Annotated in this window: 14 protein-coding genes; 3 read left to right on the top strand and 11 right to left on the bottom strand. The window is 35.7% G+C overall.

Annotated features, from left to right (window positions below; all coding sequences use genetic code 11):
• Window positions 1-165: 165 nt before the first annotated feature.
• From M4I44_RS11615 to M4I44_RS11635, 5 genes are all read right to left on the bottom strand, one after another.
• Window positions 166-2,508 (bottom strand): TonB-dependent siderophore receptor, encoded by a 2,343-nt coding sequence (locus M4I44_RS11615; RefSeq protein ID WP_249967396.1) that lies wholly within the window; start codon window positions 2,506-2,508, stop codon window positions 166-168.
• Window positions 2,509-2,766: 258 nt separating this feature from the next.
• The gene (locus M4I44_RS11620) at window positions 2,767-3,492 is read right to left on the bottom strand and encodes a hypothetical protein (RefSeq protein ID WP_017498197.1); all 726 of its coding nucleotides are present in this window, start codon (window positions 3,490-3,492) and stop codon (window positions 2,767-2,769) included.
• A gap of 102 nt (window positions 3,493-3,594) precedes the next feature.
• Window positions 3,595-4,725, bottom strand: coding sequence for an alpha/beta hydrolase (locus M4I44_RS11625; protein WP_249964799.1), 1,131 nt, complete (start codon window positions 4,723-4,725; stop codon window positions 3,595-3,597).
• Between the two features lie 2 nt (window positions 4,726-4,727).
• On the bottom strand, window positions 4,728-5,885 hold the full coding sequence (locus M4I44_RS11630) for a PepSY domain-containing protein (protein WP_249964800.1): 1,158 nt from the start codon (window positions 5,883-5,885) through the stop codon (window positions 4,728-4,730).
• Between the two features lie 71 nt (window positions 5,886-5,956).
• Entirely contained in the window at window positions 5,957-8,329 is a 2,373-nt protein-coding gene (locus M4I44_RS11635) for a TonB-dependent receptor (RefSeq protein WP_249964801.1), read from the bottom strand.
• A 218-nt stretch (window positions 8,330-8,547) separates the two neighbouring features.
• Between M4I44_RS11635 and M4I44_RS11640 the strand changes: the two genes are divergently transcribed.
• Window positions 8,548-9,537, top strand: coding sequence for an AraC family transcriptional regulator (locus M4I44_RS11640; protein ID WP_249964802.1), 990 nt, complete (start codon window positions 8,548-8,550; stop codon window positions 9,535-9,537).
• Between the two features lie 54 nt (window positions 9,538-9,591).
• Here the strand turns inward: M4I44_RS11640 and M4I44_RS11645 are convergent, their stop codons facing one another.
• Both M4I44_RS11645 and M4I44_RS11650 read right to left on the bottom strand, forming a co-directional pair.
• On the bottom strand, window positions 9,592-12,021 hold the full coding sequence (locus M4I44_RS11645) for a TonB-dependent receptor (protein ID WP_249964803.1): 2,430 nt from the start codon (window positions 12,019-12,021) through the stop codon (window positions 9,592-9,594).
• A gap of 117 nt (window positions 12,022-12,138) precedes the next feature.
• The gene (locus M4I44_RS11650) at window positions 12,139-14,460 is read right to left on the bottom strand and encodes a TonB-dependent receptor (RefSeq protein ID WP_249964804.1); all 2,322 of its coding nucleotides are present in this window, start codon (window positions 14,458-14,460) and stop codon (window positions 12,139-12,141) included.
• Window positions 14,461-14,719: 259 nt separating this feature from the next.
• On the opposite strand from M4I44_RS11650, the gene M4I44_RS11655 reads away from it, so the two are divergent.
• Entirely contained in the window at window positions 14,720-15,880 is a 1,161-nt protein-coding gene (locus tag M4I44_RS11655; protein ID WP_017498190.1) for an MFS transporter, read from the top strand.
• 258 nt (window positions 15,881-16,138) lie between these two features.
• On the opposite strand, the gene M4I44_RS11660 is transcribed toward M4I44_RS11655, so the two are convergent.
• The 3 genes from M4I44_RS11660 to M4I44_RS11670 all read right to left on the bottom strand — a co-directional run bounded on the left by M4I44_RS11660 (window position 16,139) and on the right by M4I44_RS11670 (window position 21,277).
• The gene (locus M4I44_RS11660) at window positions 16,139-16,615 is read right to left on the bottom strand and encodes a DUF6265 family protein (protein ID WP_017498189.1); all 477 of its coding nucleotides are present in this window, start codon (window positions 16,613-16,615) and stop codon (window positions 16,139-16,141) included.
• Between the two features lie 140 nt (window positions 16,616-16,755).
• Complete coding sequence (locus M4I44_RS11665) at window positions 16,756-19,059, bottom strand: type IA DNA topoisomerase (protein WP_249964805.1); 2,304 nt, start codon at window positions 19,057-19,059, stop codon at window positions 16,756-16,758.
• 310 nt (window positions 19,060-19,369) lie between these two features.
• Entirely contained in the window at window positions 19,370-21,277 is a 1,908-nt protein-coding gene (locus M4I44_RS11670) for a S9 family peptidase (protein WP_249964806.1), read from the bottom strand.
• A gap of 436 nt (window positions 21,278-21,713) precedes the next feature.
• Here M4I44_RS11670 and M4I44_RS11675 point away from each other — a divergent pair, with 436 nt between their 5' ends.
• A complete protein-coding gene (locus M4I44_RS11675) occupies window positions 21,714-22,505 on the top strand; it encodes a DUF5995 family protein (protein ID WP_249964807.1) in 792 nt (263 codons plus the stop codon).
• A gap of 204 nt (window positions 22,506-22,709) precedes the next feature.
• Here M4I44_RS11675 and M4I44_RS11680 read toward each other — a convergent pair whose 3' ends face one another.
• A complete protein-coding gene (locus M4I44_RS11680; RefSeq protein WP_249964808.1) occupies window positions 22,710-23,186 on the bottom strand; it encodes a hypothetical protein in 477 nt (158 codons plus the stop codon).

The following is a 23,186-nucleotide window of genomic DNA, read 5'->3' on the forward strand; positions in this document are numbered from 1 at the left end:
GTGAGAATTTTTGTGGAACAAAAGTAATACAATCGGATTACTTTCTTTAGTGAAAACAAAAAACCTCATCTATTGTAGGATGAGGTTTTCTGTTTAAAACCAAACTTTTTGTTTTCATTACTGAAATGCAGTAAAAGTCCGGAGGGTAAAATCTAATTCAAAATTTTAGAATTTATATTTTAAGCTTGTCAAAATTTGACGAGGTGCAATTGGGTTGATACTGTAATTTTCGTGAACAGTATAATTCAATTCATTTGTAATATTAGATAATTTACATAAAACGGAGAATTTTCTCCACTCGTAACCTACAGAAGCATCAATAGTTGTGTAACCTTCGATAGGAATGTCTCTGTCTCTAATGGTAACAATGTAAGCAGGATTTGGTTTTGGATTGGTAGGTGTAGGCTTAACAGCTGTCCATAAATAATCATCGTTCCAACCTCCTAAACGGTTACCAATATAGTTTGCAATTGCTCCAAATGAAACTCCTTTAAACATTCCTTCCGGTACTTTATAGAAGAAACTTAGGTTGGCTGTGTTTTTAGGTGTTCTTACAACCTGATCTCCCGCTACAAAACTTCCACTTGTTCCGGAAGTTTTAGTATAACGCATATCATTATAGCTATAACCGGCAATAATATTAAGTCCTTCAATAGGTGTTGCAGTAACATCAATTTCAACCCCTTTACTTTTAGTAGCTCCACCCAATACTTTAATGTTTGAATTCACATTCTCAGTAACACCATCAGCTAGAAATGGTGCGGTCTGAGCCAAATTGCTGTTTGAGATTTGATAAACCGTTAAGTTTGTACTTAACAAGCCCTCAAAGAATTCTTTTTTAATACCTGCTTCGTATTGGTCAATGATCGATGCTTCAATTGTTTGACCGTCAACAGTAAATCCTGTATTTGGTGTAAACGAGTTCGAATAGCTGGCAAATAATGACATGCTTTTTGTTGGCTGGTAGATAAGACCCACTTTTGGCGAGAAAGCATTGTCTAGTTTTTTAGCTCCAACTTCAGCCTTTGCTTTTTCCGGAGCGACAGTCTGAGTTTCTTTTGCGGTGTCGTAAGTTTCTTTATAATTTGTAGCTTGACCTTCTTGCCAAGACCAACGGATACCGGCTAATACTTTGATTTTTTCTGTAACTGAAATTAAATCCTGAAAGTATGCACCAAAACGATTGGTTTCTGTTTTTGCAATTTGAGTCGCTCTGGCATTAGGAATATCATTTCTTTGCGTTGAAGGATCAAAGTTGAAAAGATTGATAGTATCGTAAATATTTGGATCGTATGTTTTTGGACTTCCGTCAGGGTTTTTACTTGTTACAAATTTCTTTTCGTTAAAAGCAAAAATGTATCCTGTGGCAAATGAATTTTCCCAATCAACACCCGTATATATTTGATGTTTTATTGATCCTGTATTGAAATTTCCCTGTAAGCTTAATTGGTCTCCCAATATTTGCTCCAGGTTTTTAGTTTGAGTAAGTCCTCTGTTCCAGAAGCCAGGAGTTGGGTATAATTTAGTGTCATCTAAACCTGACATTTGAGCAGTCGATTTTTGACCTCTGTCATAACTTTGATAAGAGCTATTAAAGTTTAGTTTCCAGTTTTTATTGAAATCATGGTTTAATAAAACCGAAGCACTTGCTGATTTTGTAGTACCATTAGACCAAAGTGATCCGTAGAATGCATTACGAGGTAAGTCAAGAATTTGCTTTCCGATAAGTCCTGTTCCAAAATCCGGAGTCCAGTCTGCTGTTAAATAATCCCCTTGTACCGTAATTTGTGTTTTTGGATTGATGATAAAAAGTAAAGACGGGTTTACATATACACGTTCGTTTTTTACTACATCTCTAAAGCTTTCAGAGTTTTCGTAAGAACCGTTTATTCTAAAAGCAATTGACTTGCTAAGAGGACCATAAAAATCGAAAGAAGGTTTGTAGAACGCATAACTTCCAATTTGCATCGATACCTCACCACCTGATTTAAATGAAGGTGTTTTGGTTACCAGGTTTAAGATACCTCCCGGTGCAACGTTTCCAAACAATAAAGCCGAACCTCCTTTTAAGAATTCAACTTTCTCCAGACCGGAAACATCAGGAATGGAACCTGAATTGTAACGGAATCCGTTTTTAAACATATTGTTGGCAGACATGTCATATCCTCTTGAGAAAAAAGATTCCTGTGCACCACCACGAGCAGAACTTACATAAACACCATTAGCGTTTTTAATAACTTCACTTAAACGAATGGCCTGTTGTTGTTCGATTACATCAGAACTAATAACCTGTATGCTTTGTGGGTTGTCCATTGGTTTTAATCCTGAACGAACTGCAGTAACCGGTTTAGGCTCTCTATTGGTTTTAATTAATACTTCATTTAGTATTTCTCCTTTTTTGTTTTTTACTGTGTCATTGGCAGTTGAGGCTGCCTCGTCGCTTGAATAGTTTTGACTGTAAGAAGCAAAACTTATAAAGGATAATGCAAGTAGTAAATTATATTTCATGTTGCTTATTTAGATTTAATAAAAATAAATTTTTGCAAATGTAATATCGAGATACGGTCTTAACAAAATTTTCAGAGTTTTTCTAGATTAAAATTTCATTAGAATAGTCTTAAGATTAGCTTAAGATTTTGCTTTATTGGATTTTATTAAGTAAGGAAGAAGAAAGAGTGTAAAAGATATTTTAGGTTAAAAAAAGCCTTGCTCATTACGAACAAGGCCTAACTAACTATAAAATGATCAAATAAGGAGTGGACTATATTATTTAACGGCAATTAAATAAGTTGCCATCTTCCAGATTTCGTTGTAATTTTTACCATTATGTTCTCCGGCAGCTTTTTCGGTATAAGCAAACTCTACCATATAATTTCCTGACCAAAGCGGTGTAAAAGAGATTTCTCCTTTGTCATTGCTCCATAATTCTTTTTCCCAACCATTTGGAGCAATTACTTTTATTTTTTGTTTTTTAGCCGCTGCGCCTTCATACAAAGCATTGATGTTTAGTACTGCTTTTTGCTTAGCAGCTGTCACTTCTTTAGCAAAGACACTAATGATATTGGTATTTGCGGCAGCATCATTTCCTTTTGCGGCATTGCCAACGGTAACCGTTGCGCTTGAATTGTAATCTAATTTCATGGTTCCGTATACATCTTTTACTGTATGATGCATCACCACCGTATAAACCCCATCTTCATCTGGTGTAAAAAAGGCCTGATATTTATTTTCTAAGGCTGTAGCGGTAAGTTTTGTTTCTTTTTTTGACGGACTAATTACGACCAGTGAAAAATCTTTTAAATCCGAAAACCATTTTGCCGAAGCTGTAATATCATTATCTGAAAATTCTCCAAAGAAAACGGATATTTCCTGAGCTTTTCCTTTAGCTCCCACTGCTTTAGTTTCGATCCACAAGGCATGAGCAAATAGGGCAGGGCTGGCAACTAACATTAAAAGTAAAAATGTTATTGATTTTAAAGTTTTAGATTTCATAATATTTAATTAGTGAGTTAATAATTTAGTATCACAAATGTAAAATTTAATATTAGTCTGACAATATTTATTTAGAATAATTATGAATAATAAATTGTGAATCTAATTTTGGATTTTCTTCCGAATATCGTCAGCTCGTTTTGTGTCTCCATTTTTTATATATGCTTTTTCTAGTGCGAGAGGTACATTTTTACTTTTCGGATAATACTTTTCGGCATATTTAAAGAAAGTAAGGGCCTGTTGCGGTTTATCAATGTCTAAACAATAATTGCCAATCCAATCCAGATAACTTTCGGTTGGTAGGAAGGTAAAACCGGTTTGCTGAGATAATTTAGCATATTGTTTTTCGACCAGTGTTGGATCAATAACAGCTTGTTTTACCTGAACCAGATGTTCTTCAAAAAGGAATCGTAAACCATCATATTCGGCCGGAATGGGAATGGTTCCGTGATCTTCATTGTCATAAAATTTAAAGCCCCAGCGAAGTTTTTTAGGTTTTTTATCTTTCAGCAATTTTTCAAATTTTCTGATGCCTCTTGCCATATCTGTTGTGGTGTCCTGAGGAATACTTTTTTTATCGGCCATGGCTAAATAAATACTGCGCTGTTCAAAATTTTTTGTATTAAAAAGTGAATCCGCTTTTTTATTCATAAGTTCATTATCCCACCAAAGACTTGGGTCAATAATGATATAAGAATTAAATAATGAGGTATGATTCAACAGAATATTTATGGCTGTTAATCCTCCAAAAGAATGTCCGTTTAAAACATTATATCCCGAAGTTCTGTAATTGGAGTCGATGTAAGGACGTAGCTCTTTCTCTAAAAAAGCGATGAAGTTTTTATTGCCTCCGCTTTGTTGAAACATCTTTTTGTTTTTATCAAAAAAGGCCTGACGATTTGCTTCGGTAGGGGTAAGATCTCTGGTTCGGTTGGTATTGGTTATTCCAACAACTATCATTTGAGGAATACTAGCATAAGGCCCTCGTGCAAGCGATTGCTGAAGTCCGGTAAAGGAATGAAAATTACTCTCGGCATCTAGTAAATAAACAACAGGATATTTTGCAGGAGCATATTTAGTACTGTTGTAATCGGGGGGAAGATAAACCCAGAAGTTTCGTTCTTCATTTAATGCTTTAGAGAATAGATGATGTTTACTGCCAATAGAGATGCTGTCTTGCGAAAATGAAGGCGTAAACCCAAAAAGGCATAGCAATAAAATTGTTTTTTTCATTTTTAAACTGATTGTGTTTTTTTCTTTTTATTCTGACGTCCGTACCAAATTAAAAAACCTGTCACGGGAAGAAACATGCATACAAGTCCCGTAAGTAAAGTCAGTGTTTTTCCAATCCATCCGGCCCAAAAACCAATGTGGAGATTCATAGTGGTGTCATCAATATCTAAACCGTTCATTACTTTTACGGGTATTTCAAATTCCTGGCCTGTATAGCGATTAAGCACAAAAGTTTTCCCGTTTTGAACGCCTTTCAAACCAATATCTTCGGCGGTAACTGCAAATAAACTGGTAATGCTGTCTTTTGCGGCAATCGATAATTTGACTTGTTCGATCGTTTTGTCTTTTGCAAATAATCGTTGTATTATGGGGTCTAGTGCTGCAAATGTTTTAGTACTGTCATATTCAGGTTTGATATCGCGAAATTTGGAGTAAGCGCGCGGCATACCTCCAAATACTTTTTGCGTCGCTGAGTTTAAAGGTTTGTTGACAATAATTAAACCGGTAATAGTAATCAACAAGGCGGGCAATAGGTTGTAAAATCCTGGAACATTGTGTAAATCGTAGTTAAGTCGCTTGAAACTGGCATTTTTCTTAATAGTAAAGCTTTGCAGTTTAGTAGATCGGTTCCATTTTTTTGGCCACCATAAGATAAGTCCCGTAATTAATTCGATTAGAAAAATCCAAACTGAAATTTCTATAATTAAATTTCCGATATCTCCAAACGGAATGTGACCGCTGTGAATGTGGGCAATGACATAAAAGAAATCATAAGCTTTTCCCGAAGTCAGAACTTTACCTGTGTAGGGATCGATCCATGAAAATTGCAAATCTCGGTCTTTGGTCGACGAAGCCAGTTTAATAGTTCTTTCGGGATCTCTGTAGGTAATAAAATAACTGGGTTTCCGATCCGGCAGTTGTGTTTTGAAAGCCCTTATAATTTCTTCCGGAGTGAGTTTTTGTTCTTTTACTTCAGAAACATATAAGGAATCATAAGCCAGTCCATCAATAATATTATCGCAAAAGATAAATAATACTCCTGTAAGCGCTACAATAAATACAATAATTCCGGAAGTAAGTCCTAACCACAAGTGCAGCCAATGATTCAGCTTACTCCATTTGCTTTTTTGTTTGTTTTTTTTGATTGTATTTCCAGACATACTGTAAAACGATAAAAACCAAGCTACAATTGATAAGATATGATAGCTTGGTTATAACTAATTAAAAAGAATTAAAATTTAAAAGTAAGATTAGCTACTAATTGTCTTGTTGGCATCATATTAGCCCAATAATCTGCTGACCAATATTCTTTGTTCGCAAGATTATTGACTTTTAGACCTAATCTAAATTTTTGTTTTTCATAGAAGACACTGGCATCTAATGTAGTGTATCCGTTTGCTGTAAAAGTATTGGCATCATTTAAATAGCTATCACTTTGAGTGTTTCCGCCAAAACCAAAACCAACTCCTTTGGCTTGTCCGTCTAAGATTTTATAACTAATCCAAAAATTAGCAACATTAGCAGGAGTAGAGTAAGGTTTTTTTCCTTCAAGACTTGGGTTTGCTTTGGTGTATTCACTTTGGTTATAACCGTAACCTACAATAATGTGTAAACCTCTAAACGGATTTGCAATCAAATCGGCCTCAAAACCTTTACTGCTTTGTGTTGCATCCTGAACAGAAAATAAAGGATTGTTAGGATCTGTACGCAATTTGTTTTTTACTTTAATATCATAGTAGCTCAAAGTACCGTTTAGTTTTCCTCCCAGTAATTCAATTTTTACACCACCTTCTAACTGGTTTGCTTCTTCAGGTTTAAACTCTGTCAAACCATTTGGATTGTCTGCAGTTGGTGCTGGCGACACATTGCTGAATCCGTTCATGTAATTTCCAAAAACCGAAACTTTGTCTTTAATAACCTGATACACTAAACCAAATTTTGGAGAAACAGCATTCTGATTGTACTGTGCAATTTTGTTTTCGTAATGATCAAAACGCGCGCTGGCCATAGCAATAAAACGATCGGTAATATTGATCACATCCGAAGCATAAAAACTTAATGTTCTAAAATCTCTGGTGTTAACTACAGTTGGCGCCGTCATATTGGCAATAAGCTGTTTGTATTTTTCCATATTGATAAAAGCAGCATTTCCGTTGATGGTAAGAGCAGGATTTGCAACAGCGGCATCATAATTATTAATGAGCCATCTGTTATCATTTGTACTGATATAGGTGTAATCGATCCCTAAAAGTAATCGGTTTTTAAGGCTTCCAATATTGAAGTTCCCGATGAAGTTTTGTTGAATTTGCGAAGTTTTAAAAGTACTGTTGATGTTGTACAATCTTCGTTGTAAAGTAATACCAGAGTTCGCAGCCGTATTGATCAGCAAGAACAAATAATTGGCTTTATTGTCGGTAAAAGCATTAGAAAAATTAGTTTGCGAAACCCATTGATCTGATAATTGATAGGTGGCTTTTGCAAAAATATTGGTGTTTTTTGCTTCCGATTGTAAATCATCTGTCGCATACGATTTTTTGAAATCAAAATGTAAATCATTCAGACTTTTTACTGGTGGTGTACCGCTTCCTAAACCAATAGAAGTTGAATTACGGTTTCCTTGATACAATTCTAAATCAAAGTCAAAGGTCAAACGGTCACTGGCTTTATAAGTAAAGGAAGGAGCCACTACAAAAGTGTGGCTTTTGCCATAATCCTGCCATGTTTTTTGGTTGTCTAAAGCGGCGTTAACCCTAAAAAGCATTGTTTTTTCTTCATTAAGAGGTGTATTAAAATCGATAGTTGTACGACTCAGAGCCCAGCTTCCGGTCGTATAACTTACTTCACCTTTCATAACGTCAAAAGGCTTTTTAGTCACTCTGTTGATAAGACCGCCATAAGTGGTTAAGGACGAACCAAACAAGGTTGCCGATGGCCCTTTGATTACTTCGATACTTTCCAGGTTTACAGGATCACTCATCGTTACCCAGTTTGTGTTCATTCCGTTACGGATTGATCCTGCTGCCGATGAACCGCTAAAACCACGCATTCTTAGACTTAATCCAACTCCTCCTGAGCCCACGCTTTGTGTCACGTTGTTTAGTCCCGGAGCCGAGTTTAAAGCACTTCTGAAATCAACTGCTATTTGTTCTACAAAGAGTTCTTTGGGAACGACGGTATACACTTGCGGGTTTTCAAGATTTGCAATCGGTAATCTCGCGACATATTCACTTTGTTTTTTAGCAAATTTTTTGGCGGCAGAAACAACCACAACTTCCTGTAATTCTTTTAAAGAAGATTCTAATTGAAAAGAAACCGCTGAGGTTTCATTTGCACTGACTGTAATTTGCTGTTTTGATGGAATATGTCCCATCATATTGATTTCGATTTCATATGTTCCTGTAGGCACCTGGCTTAAAATAAAAACACCATTTTCATCTGTGAGGGCTGACTTCTTTAATTTTGGTATTGTAATATTTACGGAGGAGGCAAGGTGGTCATCTGAAGTAATTACAGTTCCTTTTATAGAACCGGTACTTTGTTGGGAAAATGCATTCGTAATGAAAAAACAAACCAGAAGAAGCATGTAAATGGGGGTGGTTAACATCTTTTTTACCCTTGGTATAATAAAAAGCATACTATATTTATTTAGATTGGTTATAAATTGATAATTTTACGCAAAAGTAATATGTTAATAAAAACATAATAAACGCAATAAGGATTAATATAAACGCAATAAGGATTTAAATGAAATCGTCTTGTAATTAGTAAGTTATAGACTATAATTATGCGTTTAAACCCGTAGCAGCAAATAGAATGTTAGCGATGAAAACAGTGATGAGAAGTGATATTTTTAAGCGAGAACAGGTTGTTGTAAATGATCCTATTCGGTTTAATAAGGAAGATCTTGTCGAGAAGAAAATCAATTATAATTACAAAGGAATTAGAGGTGTCATTACCGATATAATGTTAGATGGGGTTCATTTGGTGGCAAGAGATCTAATAATAGAAAATGAATTTTACTCGATTGAAGTAGAGCACGATTTTTCGTTCATAAAGCTTCATATTGAAATGGAGGGTGATAATGAATACTGCCCCGAGAATACATCAGACAGAGGAATTTATATTCCGCAGGGACACTATAATTTGTTTTATTTGCCCAAAATAAAAGGCATTTTAAATTATCGGACTAAAAGAAGAAAAACGCTCGAAATCACATTTACGTCATCTTATTTAGAGCAGCTGTTTTATCCAAATTTAAAAACCACCATTCCGCTTTTGGCAGAAGCAATAGCTACTCATACCTCATACGCAATGTGGGATACGAGCAAAAGTATTTCGCCTAAACTGAATGTTTTGATAGAAGATATCTTGCAATGTTCGTACTCCGGAGCCATTAAAAAAGCTTTTCTGGAATCAAAAGTAGTAGAGATTCTTTCGTATTTATTTACCATTATAAATGAAGAAGAAAATACCAATGTAAGCGTAGAACTTAGTGCATGCGATTATGTTAAAATCCTTGAAGTCGAAAATATTTTAAAAACACAATTTAAAGAAAAACATACTTTAGCGAGTATTGCATCGCAGGTAGGACTGAATAATTTTAAAATTAAAAAATATTTTAAGATGGTTTTTAATGCTACTGTTTTTAATTATTTGACGCAGGTGAGAATGGAATATGCGAAACAAATGATATTAGAAAAGGATCTCCCGATATCTGTTGTTTCTGAAGAATTAGGTTATAAAAACCCGCACCATTTTACAGTGGCTTTCAAAAAAACGTTTGGATATCTGCCCAGTAAACTAAAAAAATAAAAGGGACTAATCTTTTAAATTAGCCCCTTTTTTATCTTTATTGGATAGTTTATATTAGAATTTGTACGCAAAACTGGCTACAACATTTCTGGGTTTTTGTGGATTTAGAGTAGACCACCCACCATTGAAATAATCTTTATTAGCAATATTGTTAATGTTAAAAGCTACTCGGAATTTATTTGAATTATAGAAAACCGAGCCATTGATTACAGTATAATCCGGCAATACAAATTTTCCGGTTTTAGAACTGTCCAGAATGGCATTTTCACTGGCATAATTTCCTCCAAAACCAATACCGAAATTCTCTAATGTGCCTTCTTCAAATTTATAAGTAGCCCATAGGTTTACTAAGTTTTTAGGACCTGACCAAAATGGTCTTTTGCCTTGCTCCAGCCAAACATTTCCAACATCACCTTTCGTAATTTTACTGTCGTTGTAGCTGTATCCGGCAATTATGCTTAATCCTTTTATTGGTGCAGCATTCAGATCAAATTCAAAACCTTTGCTTTGCGCTTCACCGCCCTGCGAGCTGTACAATGGATTACTGGTCACTAAATTGGCTACATTAATATTATAGTAACTCACAGTAGCATTTAATTTATCTTCAAAAATAGTTGCTTTAACTCCAAATTCCAATTGATTGGCATGTTCCGCTTCGAAAGTTTTAGAACCGATTAAATTGCCATCAGTATCATAACTTACAGCTGGAGCAATGTTTCTGAAGCCATTCATGTAATTAGCAAATACGGCTAACTTATCTTCGACTGGCTGGTATAATAATCCGAATTTTGGCGATAAAGCCGTTTGTGTATAATCGTCATTTTTATTTTTGATGTCACCCTTCGTATCAAAATAATCAACTCTTAAACTAGCCATGGCCAACAATTTAGAAGTGATGTTAAGCACATCAGACGCATAGACGCTATAAGTTGCATCCTTCGGATTGAAGTTTCCGGCCGGTTCATTTGCCAGAAGTTTATCAACAGACGTTTGGGTCAGATAATAAGGATTGGCAGCATTCAATTGTCTCACTTCACCCTGTGCTGTGATGTTGTAAAGTTTACCATAACCGGATCCGCCAGACATTACATTTCTTTCAAAATAATCGAAACCGGCAACAAGACGATTGCGCATTGATCCAATTTTAAAATCGCCAATGAAATTCTGTTGAATATCAGTTGTTACGGTTTGTGATTGTTCTTTGGTGATATTAAATCCAAAATCTTTATTTCCATCTTCATTGTCATAGATATAAGTGTAATAACCTCTTGATTTTGATGAACTTCTGGATAAAACCGTTTGCGAAGTCCATTGCTCAGAAATTTTATAAGTCATCTGTCCCTGAAGACTGTATCTTGGATTTTTTATCGATAGATCGTTGCTGTAAAATGATAAATCGGTATTATAGTTTAATTCAGCCAAGTTAGCATATTGCAAAGCGGAATCTCTGCCTAAAAATAGCATTGACGGCGTTGTTTTTTCTTCCAGCATTAATTCCGTATTGATCAAAAAGGAAAGCTTATCGTTTACTTTATAAGAAAGGGAAGGAGCTACAAAAAAGGAAGTACGAAATCCGGCATCCTGAAAACTGTTTTCGGTTTGATAAGCAGTATTAATTCTAAAAAGAACATTATCGGCATCGTCTAGCGGTGTATTGATATCGGCAGTGACCCTGTTTAATCCAAAACTTCCGGCCAGATAAGATACTTCACCGCCAAAGCCACTATATGGTTTTTTGGTAACGGTATTAATAAGTCCGCCATAGCTCACTAAACTACTGCCAAATAAAGTTCCGGATGGACCTTTTATGACTTCGATGCGTTCAACGTTTGCCGGATCTAAACTTCCGTTTGTTAAACCCGGTAATCCGTTTACAATATTGGCCTGGACTTCAAATCCACGAAGACTATAATACGAACCACCATCACCGCCACGACCTGTAGATTCCCATAATTTTTGAATTCCGGGAACATTTTTTAAGGCATCCTCATAATTTGTAATGGCTTGTTCCTTAATTAATTCAGATGAAACAATGTTGTAAACCTGTGGATTTTCGACATTTTTTAAAGGCATTTTTGAAACATAAGTACTTTGCTTCGGAAAAGCTTTTCCTCGATTATGGGTAATGATTACCTCTTTTAACTGTTTGTTTGAAACCTTCAACTGTAAGTTAAGTGTTGTAGTCTCATTGATCGAAACAATTACTTCCTGTTCCAGAGTTTCATAACCGGCTAAAGAAACTTGCAAAGTATAGGTGTTTGGTCTTACCCTGTTAAATTCAAAAGCGCCGTCTTCATTACTGGTGGTACCGTATTTTGAACTTTTCAGGATAATGTTAACACCAACAGCCAGTTCACCATCTGATGTTGTTATCGTTCCTTTAATCTTTCCGGTGTTTTGCTGAGCAAAAGCACTGAAAGAAAAGAGTAAAAAGAGATAGATTACGAATTGCGAATTTTTAATTCGTTTTTTAAAGTAGTTCATGATTTTTTTGATTGGTTAATGTTATCAGTGAATAATTGTAGGAAATTAATAAGCGACTAATTTTCTTTTAAATGCAAACACCTCTAAAGCAGAGGTGTTTTTTTATTGCAGATGCTGTTAAAACTTAAGAGTTAAGTTTACTAATAAGTTGGCAGGAGCTTGAGCCATTCCGTAAGAATCCCAGTATTTTTTATTGTTTATGTTGTTGAATTTAACGCCAATTCTCCATGTTGGCTTATCATAAAATAGGGTCGCATTGTAAACAGAATAAGATGGGCTGTAAAAACTTTCATCTTCAAACTTGTATTGTTTGTCTACGTAGTTGCCTCCAAAACCAAGTCCTAAATCTTTTAATTTGTTTTGAAACTTATACGATATCCAAAAATTAACTACATTTTCCGGAGCTCCGCTGGCTTTATTTCCTTCAATAGCAGCATCTGATGATTTTACGATACGATTGTCATTATAAGCATACCCAAGCATAGCATTTAAACCTGCAACCGGATTGGCAATAAATTCAAAGTCAATTCCCTTACTCACTTGTTTACCATCCTGAACATTAAATCCGTCAGAAGTTGTTCTTGTAGCATTATCAATCGTAATGTTGTAGTAACTTAATGTAGTACTTAATTTTTTATTGAACGCTTCTACTTTTACCCCACCTTCGTATTGGTTGGCATAAACCGGTTTTAATACTAACAAGCTTCCATCGGGTTGATTTACGGGACCCGAATTTTGAAAACCATTCATATAATTTCCAAATAAAGAAACCTGATTTTTAACCACTTCATAAACCAAACCTAATTTAGGAGAGAGAGCAGTTTGATTATAGCCCTTTGTGTCTTCCAGTTTTTTCTGAACGAAGTTGTCCAAACGAAGACTTAGCATAGCTGATAAACGGTCTGTAAAGCTTATCACATCTGAGGCATAAACACTAAATATTTGTTCGTCCGGAACTGCCCATGTAAGTTGAGATACCACGGCATCAACTTGTTTTTTTCGGATAGGATCAAAAGGTTTTGTGACATCGATAGTGTCCAGAACTGGCGTTGCGCCATAATTAAAAGTGCCTTTTGAAAATCTGTAATTGGTACCTAATAAAAGTTTATGTTTGATACTTCCGGTAGAAAACTGACCGTTAATATTTTCTTGTATGTTGGTAAACTGATTAAATATTGGGCCAAAACGCGATACGCTTCTTTTTACTTCTGTTGGTGAAATCCATTGTGTGTAATATTGATAACTGCGATCTACATTTTCATCAATAAAAGAGAAAACAGTAGTAGATTTCCAGTTTTCTGCCAATTGATATTCGGCCTGAACAAAAACTTTTGTTGATGAAGTTTTGGCATCAAGATCATCGTGAAACAAACTTTTTCTATAGTCTACCTTTAAATCTGTTGGGTTTGTAATTCCCGGAGCATACGAACGTCCGTAAGTAGGACGTGTGTTGTTCACATTGTAAATTTCGGTATCAATACTTAAGGTTAATTTATCCGTTGCTTTGTAAGTAAGGCTTGGCGCGATCAGGAATGTTTTGCTAAAACCATAGTCTAAGAAACTCTTTTCGGTATTTACCGCAGCGTTTAATCGAAACAATACGTTGTTATCAGGTGTTAGTGGAGTATTAACATCAAGCGCTAGTCGGTTTAATCCAAAACTTCCTCCGGTATAGGATACTTCTGTTTTTTTAGTTTCAAAAGGTTTTTTGGTAACTAAATTCACAACACCACCAAAAGAAGAGACAGACGACCCGAATAAAGTTCCCGAGGGCCCTTTAAGAACTTCGATACGTTCGGCATTATCAATAGAAATAGAGCTTCGACCTGTCATATTTTCCATTCCGTTTCGGGCATTAACTCCGGTACTGAATCCTCTAAATGAAATTTCAAGCCCTCCTGATGGATAAATTTTTGTGGTGACACCAGGCGCATTTACAGCTGCACTTCTAATATCTATTGCAATTTGTTCCTGCAAAAGTTCTTTGGGGATCACATTATAGACTTGCGGGTTTTCAAGATTTTTCAGCGGCATTCTCGCAACATAATCTGTTTTTTTAGAGAGGATGCTTTTCTTACCGTTTACTACAACTTCATGCAGCTCTTTGTTGGAAACTTTTAATTGCAAATTGAGAACTGTTGTTTCACTTTCAGTTACCACTACCTCTTGTTCAGTAGTTTCATAACCGGTTAAAGATACTTGTAAGGTATAGGTATTAGTTCGTACTCTGTTGAGATCAAAAGTACCATCGTCGTTGGTAACGGTACCGTATTTTGAGTTTTTAAGAATAATATTTACACCGGCAGCAGGATCGCCATCAGATGTAGTAATCGTTCCTTTTATTTTTCCGAAATTTTGCTGGGCAAACGAACCGAAAAAAGAAAAAAGAAAACTGATTGTAAGTAGAAAACGATAGGTTTTCATAATAGAATATTTCATTTTACATTGAGTTTGGTTAAGGTAATTATTTTTATTTAGAATTAATAAAAACAGTGCAAATGTAGAAAATACTATTTCTTTAACAAATAATGTTTAGTTTGATTTCATGAACTTTGAGTTAAATCTGGGGTACTTTTTTAAAATTTCTTTGAGTAATGATCGGAATGAATTAAATTTCTGACGTTTATTAAAAAAGTTAAAAAGAGTAGAAGTTACATGTTGAAAGCCTTAATTTTGTATCCAAATTGAAACCCTCCTCATGATTTTACCCTTCTTGAAAAAACTGCAGAATTCTCCTAAGGGATTCCGTTTGGCTAATACTGTATTTTTCTTTCTTTCGGGATTTGGATATTCTTCCTGGGTGTCTCGTATTCCACATATACAGGCACAATTGCATCTGTCTGAAGCTGAGTTTGGAGCTGTTTTATTTGCCTTTCCGATTGGCCTGATGCTGACCATGCCTTTTACAGGAATGCTGTTAAATAAATACAGCAGTCGTTATGTTATGCTTTTGGGAGCCATCATGTTTAATATTGCTCTGGCGTTGCCCGGTTTAGCAGCTTTTGTATGGCAGTTGGTCGTCATACTTTTAATTTTCGGAGCTTCGAGGAACATTTTCAACTTATCTATTAATGCACAATCATTGGAGGTTCAGAAATTGTATCCAAAATCAATTATAACCCGTTTTCATGCCGTATGGAGTATCGCTGTTTTTTCGGGAGCAGGTTTGGGGTATGTAATGGTGACACAGCATATTGCACCGGTTCATCATTTACTTGGCGTTAGTGTTTTTATGATGGGACTTACCGCTTGCTTTTATCCGATGAGTATCCACAATGAGCCAGTACCGGTAAAAAAGAAGTTCTTTTCGATGCCGGAAAAAAATCTGATAAAGTTTGCCCTCATTTGTTTTGTGTCTATGGCCTGTGAAAATACCATGTACGATTGGAGTGGTATTTATTTTAAAAATATACTAAAAGCTTCTCCCAAACTAACCAGTGCCGCCTTTGTGTTTTTTGCAACAGCAGTAACTTTAGGACGTTTGTTTGGGGATTATGGTGTAATGAAATTTGGTACAAAACGAATTTTGTTTTACAGCGGAGTTTTAATCACAGCTGGTTTTACGATTTGTTTTGCGCTGCCGTATGCTTATCCAACAATTTTTGGTTATGTCTTGATTGGATTTGGAGTTTCCTGTGTCGTTCCGCTTGTATTTAGTATTGCAGGAAGATCATCCAAATTAAGCAGCGGTTCTGCCTTAACGTCTATCTCTACTATTGGTTATCTTGGATTTTTACTGGTTCCGCCTATGGTCGGTTTTATCTCTGAATATTTAAGTATGAAATGGGCATTTTTAATAATGGCACTTCTGGGGATACTGATGATTTTTATGGTCAATAAAATCGGGGAAAACGAGTAGGTTTTTTGAAGGTGCTGAGGTTCTAAGTTGCTAAGGTTCTGAGTTTTTTGTTGATAAAATGTTTAAACAGGAGGTTTGAATTTTGTTATATGATCAAGATTCGAAGTTTATAAGGCAGTAAGTTTTAGTTCGAAAAAAATAAAACACAACGTTACAAATTCCAAAGGAATGTAATATGTATAGCAACGGATTTTAATCCGTTGAGATTAATGCAACAATAAATGACAAGTTCCGTAGGAACGACCCATTTTATAAAAGCTATTTCTTCGTCATCACAAATTTCTCTGAACTCGGTTTCCCATTCAAACTCCCTGAAATCTCAGCTGTTAAAGTATTATTCGCTCCTTTTGTATAGGTTATTTTTTGTGGATAATCGTGTTTAGGATTTTCAAAAACCAATTGTTTGTCTGATTCAGCAATAGATTGAAAAGCCACCGGTTTATCATCATTCTGGCCTTTCACCGTAGCAAAATAAGTTAAGGTTTCTTCTTTTTGAGATAACACGATGTTTTCGAAATGAATAGTATCTTTTTCTTTAATGAAATAAGAGGCAGCACTAAAAGTACTGTCATTTAGTTTTTGCCAATTTTCAGTCAGAATGCCTTCCGGAGATTTGTTTTCCCAGTTTCCTATTAACCAGTCTGCGACTTTGATTTTATCTTTCTCGGCAGAATCTTTCTTCTGGCAGGAAACAGCAGCAATTAAAAGCACTGAAAGAGTAATTTTTTGAAACATATCTATAAGTTTTGGTGTTAAATCGAAAGGCTAAAGTATGAAAAAGTATAAAGTAAAATGGGAAAAGTGAAAAGTAATATGTGAAAAGTAAAATAGTAACGCATTTCACATTTAACGTCTAATATCTAACATGTAACATCTCACAATTCACAAAGTATTGAGTACACCAATTCCTTTGTTGGTTTCTGATCGTTTAATTTGGCTCGTACATCGTCAAAAGTAACTTTGAAATCACAGCCAGATTTGTATTCACTACATCCGTAGGCCGTTTTACCCTTGAGAATTGTTCCTTTTTGACATTTTGGACACGTTAAGGCATCTGACGCCGTTGTAACTGATTTTGCTTTCGCAGTGGTTTTCTTCGTTTCTAATTTAAGTTTGTAATTTTCTTCAAAACGAATCAAACCTTCAACAGTTCCTTCTTCGGTTTTAAACCCCTTTATATTTACAGTAGATCCTTTCTGAACCAATCTTAAATATTGATTTTCTGATATTTTTTTCTCTGCAAAAGTATAAGGCAGCAGAAAATCACAGCCCGATTTATAATTACCGCACCCAAAAGCAGATTTTCCTTTTATTAAAGTAGCTTTTTGGCATTTTGGACAGGTTTCGGCTAAAATTCCCGCGGCTTTCTTTTTCTCTGCTTTTACAACTGGTTTTTCAACCGTTGCTGCATGCGAAATATTAGCATGTCTGGTTTCGCTTCGTACTTCGGTAACCAAAGCTTCTACCATGCGTTTCATGTTTTTAATAAAAGCCCCAGCAGTAAAAGTTCCTTTTTCGATATCTTTCAGTTGTTTTTCCCAGGAACCAGTTAGCTCAGCTGATTTGATAAGTTCGTTCTGAATCGTATCAATAAGCTGAATTCCCGTAGGCGTTGGCAAAACCTGTTTTTTGTTTCGAACGATATACTGACGTTTGAAAAGTGTCTCGATAATATTCGCCCTTGTTGACGGACGACCAATACCGTTTTCCTTCATCAATTCCCGTAGATCTTCATCATCGACTTGTTTTCCGGCAGTTTCCATGGCACGCAGTAAAGTCGCTTCAGTAAACTGGTTGGGTGGTTTGGTTTCTTTTTGCAGAAAAGAAGGTTCATGCGGGCCTTTTTCTCCCACCACAAAACTGGGTAACAAATCCGCTTCTCTTTCTTTAGCGTTCGGGTCTTCGAATACGATACGAAATCCTTTTTTTAAAATCTCTTTTCCGGTGGCTCTGAAAGTTACATCAGCTGCTTTACCAATTACTGTGGTATTGGCTACGAGACAGTCGTCATAAAATACGGCAATAAAACGTTTGGTAATAATGTCATAGACCTGCTGCTGGTTGAATTGCAAATGAGCTTCTATTCCAGTTGGGATAATCGCATGGTGATCTGTAACTTTTTTATCGTTGAAAACCTTTGGCGATTTTTTTATTTTTTTCTCTAAAAGCGGTTGAGTTAACTCGGCATATTTAGTTAATTTTTGCAGAATCCCGGGTACTTTTGGATAAATGTCATTCGGTAAAAAGGTGGTATCTACTCTGGGATACGTGACCACTTTTTGTTCGTATAGAGTTTGTACGATTTTAAGCGTTTCATCTGCCGAAAATCCAAATTTGGTATTGCAGTATACTTGCAGACCAGTTAAGTCAAATAGTTTTGGAGCGTATTCGTTTCCGTTCTTTTTTTCAACCGAAACAATTTCGAATTCACTTTCTTTGACTTTATTGGCCAGAAGTTCCCCATCTTCTTTTTTCAGAAAACGTCCTTCTTCATAACTGAAAAGAGTTTCTCTATACAAAGTCTGCAGTTCCCAATACGGCTGAGGTTTAAAATTTTCGATTTCTTTAAATCGGTCCACTACCATGGCCAATGTTGGTGTTTGTACGCGTCCAATAGACAAGACTTGTTTGTAACCGCCATGTTTTACGGTATACAAACGTGTAGCATTCATTCCGAGTAACCAGTCGCCAATGGCTCTTGAGAATCCGGCATAGAATAAATTATCGTAGTTTTCAGAGGGTTTCAGGTTTTCAAAACCTTCTTTGATAGCTTCGGTGGTTAGGGACGAAATCCATAAACGCTGCACTTCGCCTTTGTAATTCGCCTCGTTCATTACCCATCGCTGAATAAGTTCCCCTTCTTGCCCGGCATCCCCGCAGTTGATGACTACTTCGGCTTTGTCGAACAGACTTTTTACGATTTTAAATTGCTTTTCGATTCCTGAATTTTGAACTACTTTGGTTTCAAATTTCTCAGGAAGCATGGGCAAGTTGTTCAAATCCCAGCTTTTCCAGTGCGGTTTGTAATCGTTGGGTTCTTTTAAGGTACATAAATGCCCGAAAGTGTAGGTCACAGCATAACCATTGCCTTCAAAATAACCATCGTGTTTGGTATTGGCTCCCAAAACGGATGCGATTTCACGTGCTACACTTGGTTTTTCAGCAATACAGACCTTCATTTTTCTCTTTCTTATTCGAAAAGCGAAATTAGCGATTTTTTATAAGAAAGGGGCAAAGGTTCTTGGGAACAAAGCGACAAAGTTTTTAAGAGTTTGTTCTAAATTTAAAGGTAAAAATTAGTATGAGGAGGTTTGTTTTGTTTTTCATTGTTCCGCTTATCATCTAAATCAGGACTTTTACCTTTGAATTTAAGAGTGTTGAGATCTTAATTTTTATTGACTGTCACTGCTTCATTACAAAAATGAAACAGCGTTAAATTAAAAAAGCGGCAAAAAAATTCTTGCCGCTTTTTAGATTTTCAGTTATCGATTATTTCGCCTTTTTCAAATGTTTGTCAAGGAATTTTTCCATTGCACCATAAAAATCATAACGATTGTTCTGATTATGGAAACCATGTCCTTCATCATTTTTCACCATATATTCTACAGTGACACCGCGTTTTTTTAAGGCTTCAACCATCTGATCGCTTTCGGCTTTGTTTACCCTCGGATCGTTAGCTCCCTGTGCTACAAATAAAGGTGTTTTTATTTTGTCGGCGTGTAAAGCCGGTGATGTCGATGCAAGCAGTAAACTGTCTTTTTTAGGATCGCCTACCATTTCGTGAAATTGATCTAAGTAAGGCTTCCAATAAGGCGGAATCGTATTCATAAACGTAAACAGGTTACTTACACCAACATAATCTACCGCTGCGGCATACAAATCGGGTGTAAAGGCAACCCCTGCAAGAGTTGCATAACCGCCGTAACTACCACCATAAATAGCAATTCGTTTTTCATCGGCAATGCCTTCTTTTTTCAGCCATTCCACACCATCTGTAATATCGTCCTGCATTGTTTTTCCCCATTGTTTAAAACTTGCTTCCCAAAATTTCTTTCCGTAGCCTGTACTTCCTCTGAAATTCATTTGTAAAACAGCATAACCGCGATTCGCTAAAAACTGAACCTCCGGATTGTAATACCAGCCGTCTCTTGCCCAAGGCCCACCATGCGGATTGATAACAACAGGCAGGTTTTTAGGCTCAATTCCAAGGGGAAGTGTTAGATAACCATGAATTTCCAGACCGTCTCTCGATTTATAAGTAACAGGTTTGATGTGGCTCATTTGTTTTTCCTCAATCCAGGGATATGGATTTGCGACTTCTTTAATTTCTGCAGTTTTAAAATCATACAGATAAAATTTCCCGGGAGTTCGGTCGTTCCCCGCCCAGGCAATAGCTTTGGTTCGGGCATCATCATAACTTACAATCTCGGTTTCGTAGCCTTCCAGTTTCTTTTCAAGATTGTTTTGAATGGTTTCCCAGTCTTTATCAAAAAAGTGTTTTTCCTGTTTTTCTGCTTCCCAGCCAACAGAAGTTAAGACCTGCTTTTTTCTGTCGTAATCAAGAGTACTTAGATCGTAATTTGGGTCAGAAAATAATTCTTTTACATTTTTCTTGCTAACAGGATCGTATTCAACCAAGATTACTTTGTCTTTTCCAATATTGCTAAGCGCGTAGATATTTTTATTGTTTTTATCGAAAGAAGCAGGCGTAAAAATATCTTTGAAAGTGGTTGTAACTAAAGGAGTAAAAGGCTCTTTTTCTGAATTTCGGTAGTTCCAGGTAATGTTTACGCCATCGGTTTTTGAAGCCAGACGAATTATACCATTGTTGTCTGTAAACCAGCCATCGAAGTTTTCTTTGTTGTCGTAAAGTAGTGTTAGTGTTCCTGTTTCGACATTAAGAAGATAAGGATCAAAATATTCTTTTACTCTTTTGTTGATCTGTACGATGAGTTCTTTTTCTTTCCCTTTAATATCAATGAGCGCGTCTGTAATATCGCTTCTTACACCCGGGAAAGGGGTTAGTGCTTTTAAATCCTTTCCATCTGCTTTTACCGAAAATAGCTGGAAATTTTCGTCTCCGCCTATGTCTTGTGCATATACAATTCTGTCGCCTTTCCAGAAATAACCGGAAATACTTCGCAAAGTATCGTTGGTAACGCGAACGGCCTTTTGTTCGCCTACTTTCTGAACAAAAATGTTTGATTTTCCTTTATAATCGGCACGATAACTAAAATAATTTCCATCGGGCGAAATTCGGAAGGTGCTTTTTTCTCCATTTTTAAAGAATGTTTTTACGTCAATCAATGGAGCAGGTGTTTCTTTTGGCTCCTGTTTGCACGAACTTAAAAGAACAGCCAAAACAACTAAAACGGATAATACGTTTTTTTTAATCATAATTTACTTTTTTTGATGATGATGAAATTGTTTTTGAAATCTACATTTTTAAGTGTGGTATACTGTTGAAAATGTGATTCTTATAAAATCAAAAATAAGAAAAAGTTTGCGATTAGAGTCTGAAGGACTAATTTGTTTTAACAATTGCTTTTGATGGTGAACAGAAGCAGAATTTTTGAAAATGAATTTGTACTAAAGATTTGTGGATTCAAGAAGGAGAATTATATTTTATGAGAAAGACTTTGCGGAGTGAGATACTTTTGTCGACGGCTGATTTGGATGAGTCATTTCGAGCGAAGAAGTATTCATTTAGTTAGTGGATTGGTTTTTAAAGTAAAACAGAATAAATAACAAGATAATTCTTCAAAATATTCCTTTTTTTAACGATTAAAATAATTATATTCGCTTGTAACTAATTCAACCAAAGTCAACTACCATGAGTGTGAAACAAGCTGCAACTATAGGTGAAGTCATTCAGCTATTAGATGAAATAATCGAGTTATCAAAAATAGAACAGAGTAATATAGGTTTATTTGCAACACTATACCGTGAAGTGACGGTGAAGGTAAAAGAAGGTATTCAAAATGGAGCCTTTCAAAATGGAGAGCGAATGGAAAAATTGGATGTCATTTTTGCCAATCGGTATCTAAAGGCCTATTACGAATATAAAGCCAAAGAAAAACCATCGGAATGTTGGGGTTTTGCCTTTGAACAAGCCGAAAAATTTTGGCCAATAGTACTGCAACACCTATTACTCGGAATGAATGCTCATATCAACCTGGACTTAGGTATAGCCGCCGCAGAGATCAGTACGGTTGAAGATATAGGAAGTTTAAAAGCTGATTTCGATAAAATAAATACCATTTTAAGCAGTCTCGTAGGAAGCGTAGAAAAGTGTTTGATTAAAATTTGGCCAACGCTTACCTGGATATTAAAATTAACAGGCAAAGCAGATACCTTTTTTATTGATTTTAGTATGGAAACTGCCAGAGACGGTGCCTGGAAATTTGCCAATGAATTTGTAGCGGTTCCCGAGGATAAAAGAGTGGCCTGTACGCATGAAAGAGATGTGAGAATAACAGAAATAGCCCGTTTAGTTTCAAACCCGGGATATTTTGTGAGTGCTGTTTTCAAATTCATTCGTTTGTTTGAAAGAGGTACAGTCGCTCAAAAAATAATTGACATGCAGATCGTTGAGCAAAAAAATATGGAATGTGCCGTTGCATAATATTAATTCCGTTAGGAATGAAATATTGTGTAGCAACGGATTTCAATCCGTTGAAAAAAAGGATTTTCGTTTTGCAAAGTTCCATAGGAACGACACCTATTTATCGTCTTTATAGATGTCGAACCGCTGGTTCTTTTTTATAAACGTACATGTTCAAATTGGATTAAAATCCAACCCTACAATATTGGCCGAGCCTATGGCTCTTTACCTTGATGATGTGTTTTTTTCTTTTAACCGAATGTTTTCGGTTTTTATAGAATCTTTTGGTTTTATGGTATCTTCCGGCTTAGTTACTTTGGTTTCATTTATTGTGTCATTATCGATTACGGCAGTTTCACCATTTACCATAGCTTTTCCCATACAACTGGTTAGGGAGAAAACTAAACTCAAAGAAAATAAAGCCATTTTTTTAATGGGTTTGATTCTAATTCGGTTAAATCGATTTTTTAAATGATCGTATTTCGTATTTTTTTCAGTTTCTATTTGAGTAGATTTAAAATAGCCACAGATATTTTCTCTACTTGAATTTTCAACCAAATAGTTCTGAATTTCGGAGGTATTCATTTTTGTAAAATCAACTACAGTTTTACTACACGAACCACAAAATCTACCATTTTTATGGGGTGACATTGAGTTCCAGTTTTCATTACAGGGTTTTGGTACAGTTATTTTATTTTCCAT

The sequence above is a fragment of the Flavobacterium sp. B183 genome (genome assembly GCF_023539155.1).
Lineage (GTDB): Bacteria > Bacteroidota > Bacteroidia > Flavobacteriales > Flavobacteriaceae > Flavobacterium > Flavobacterium tructae.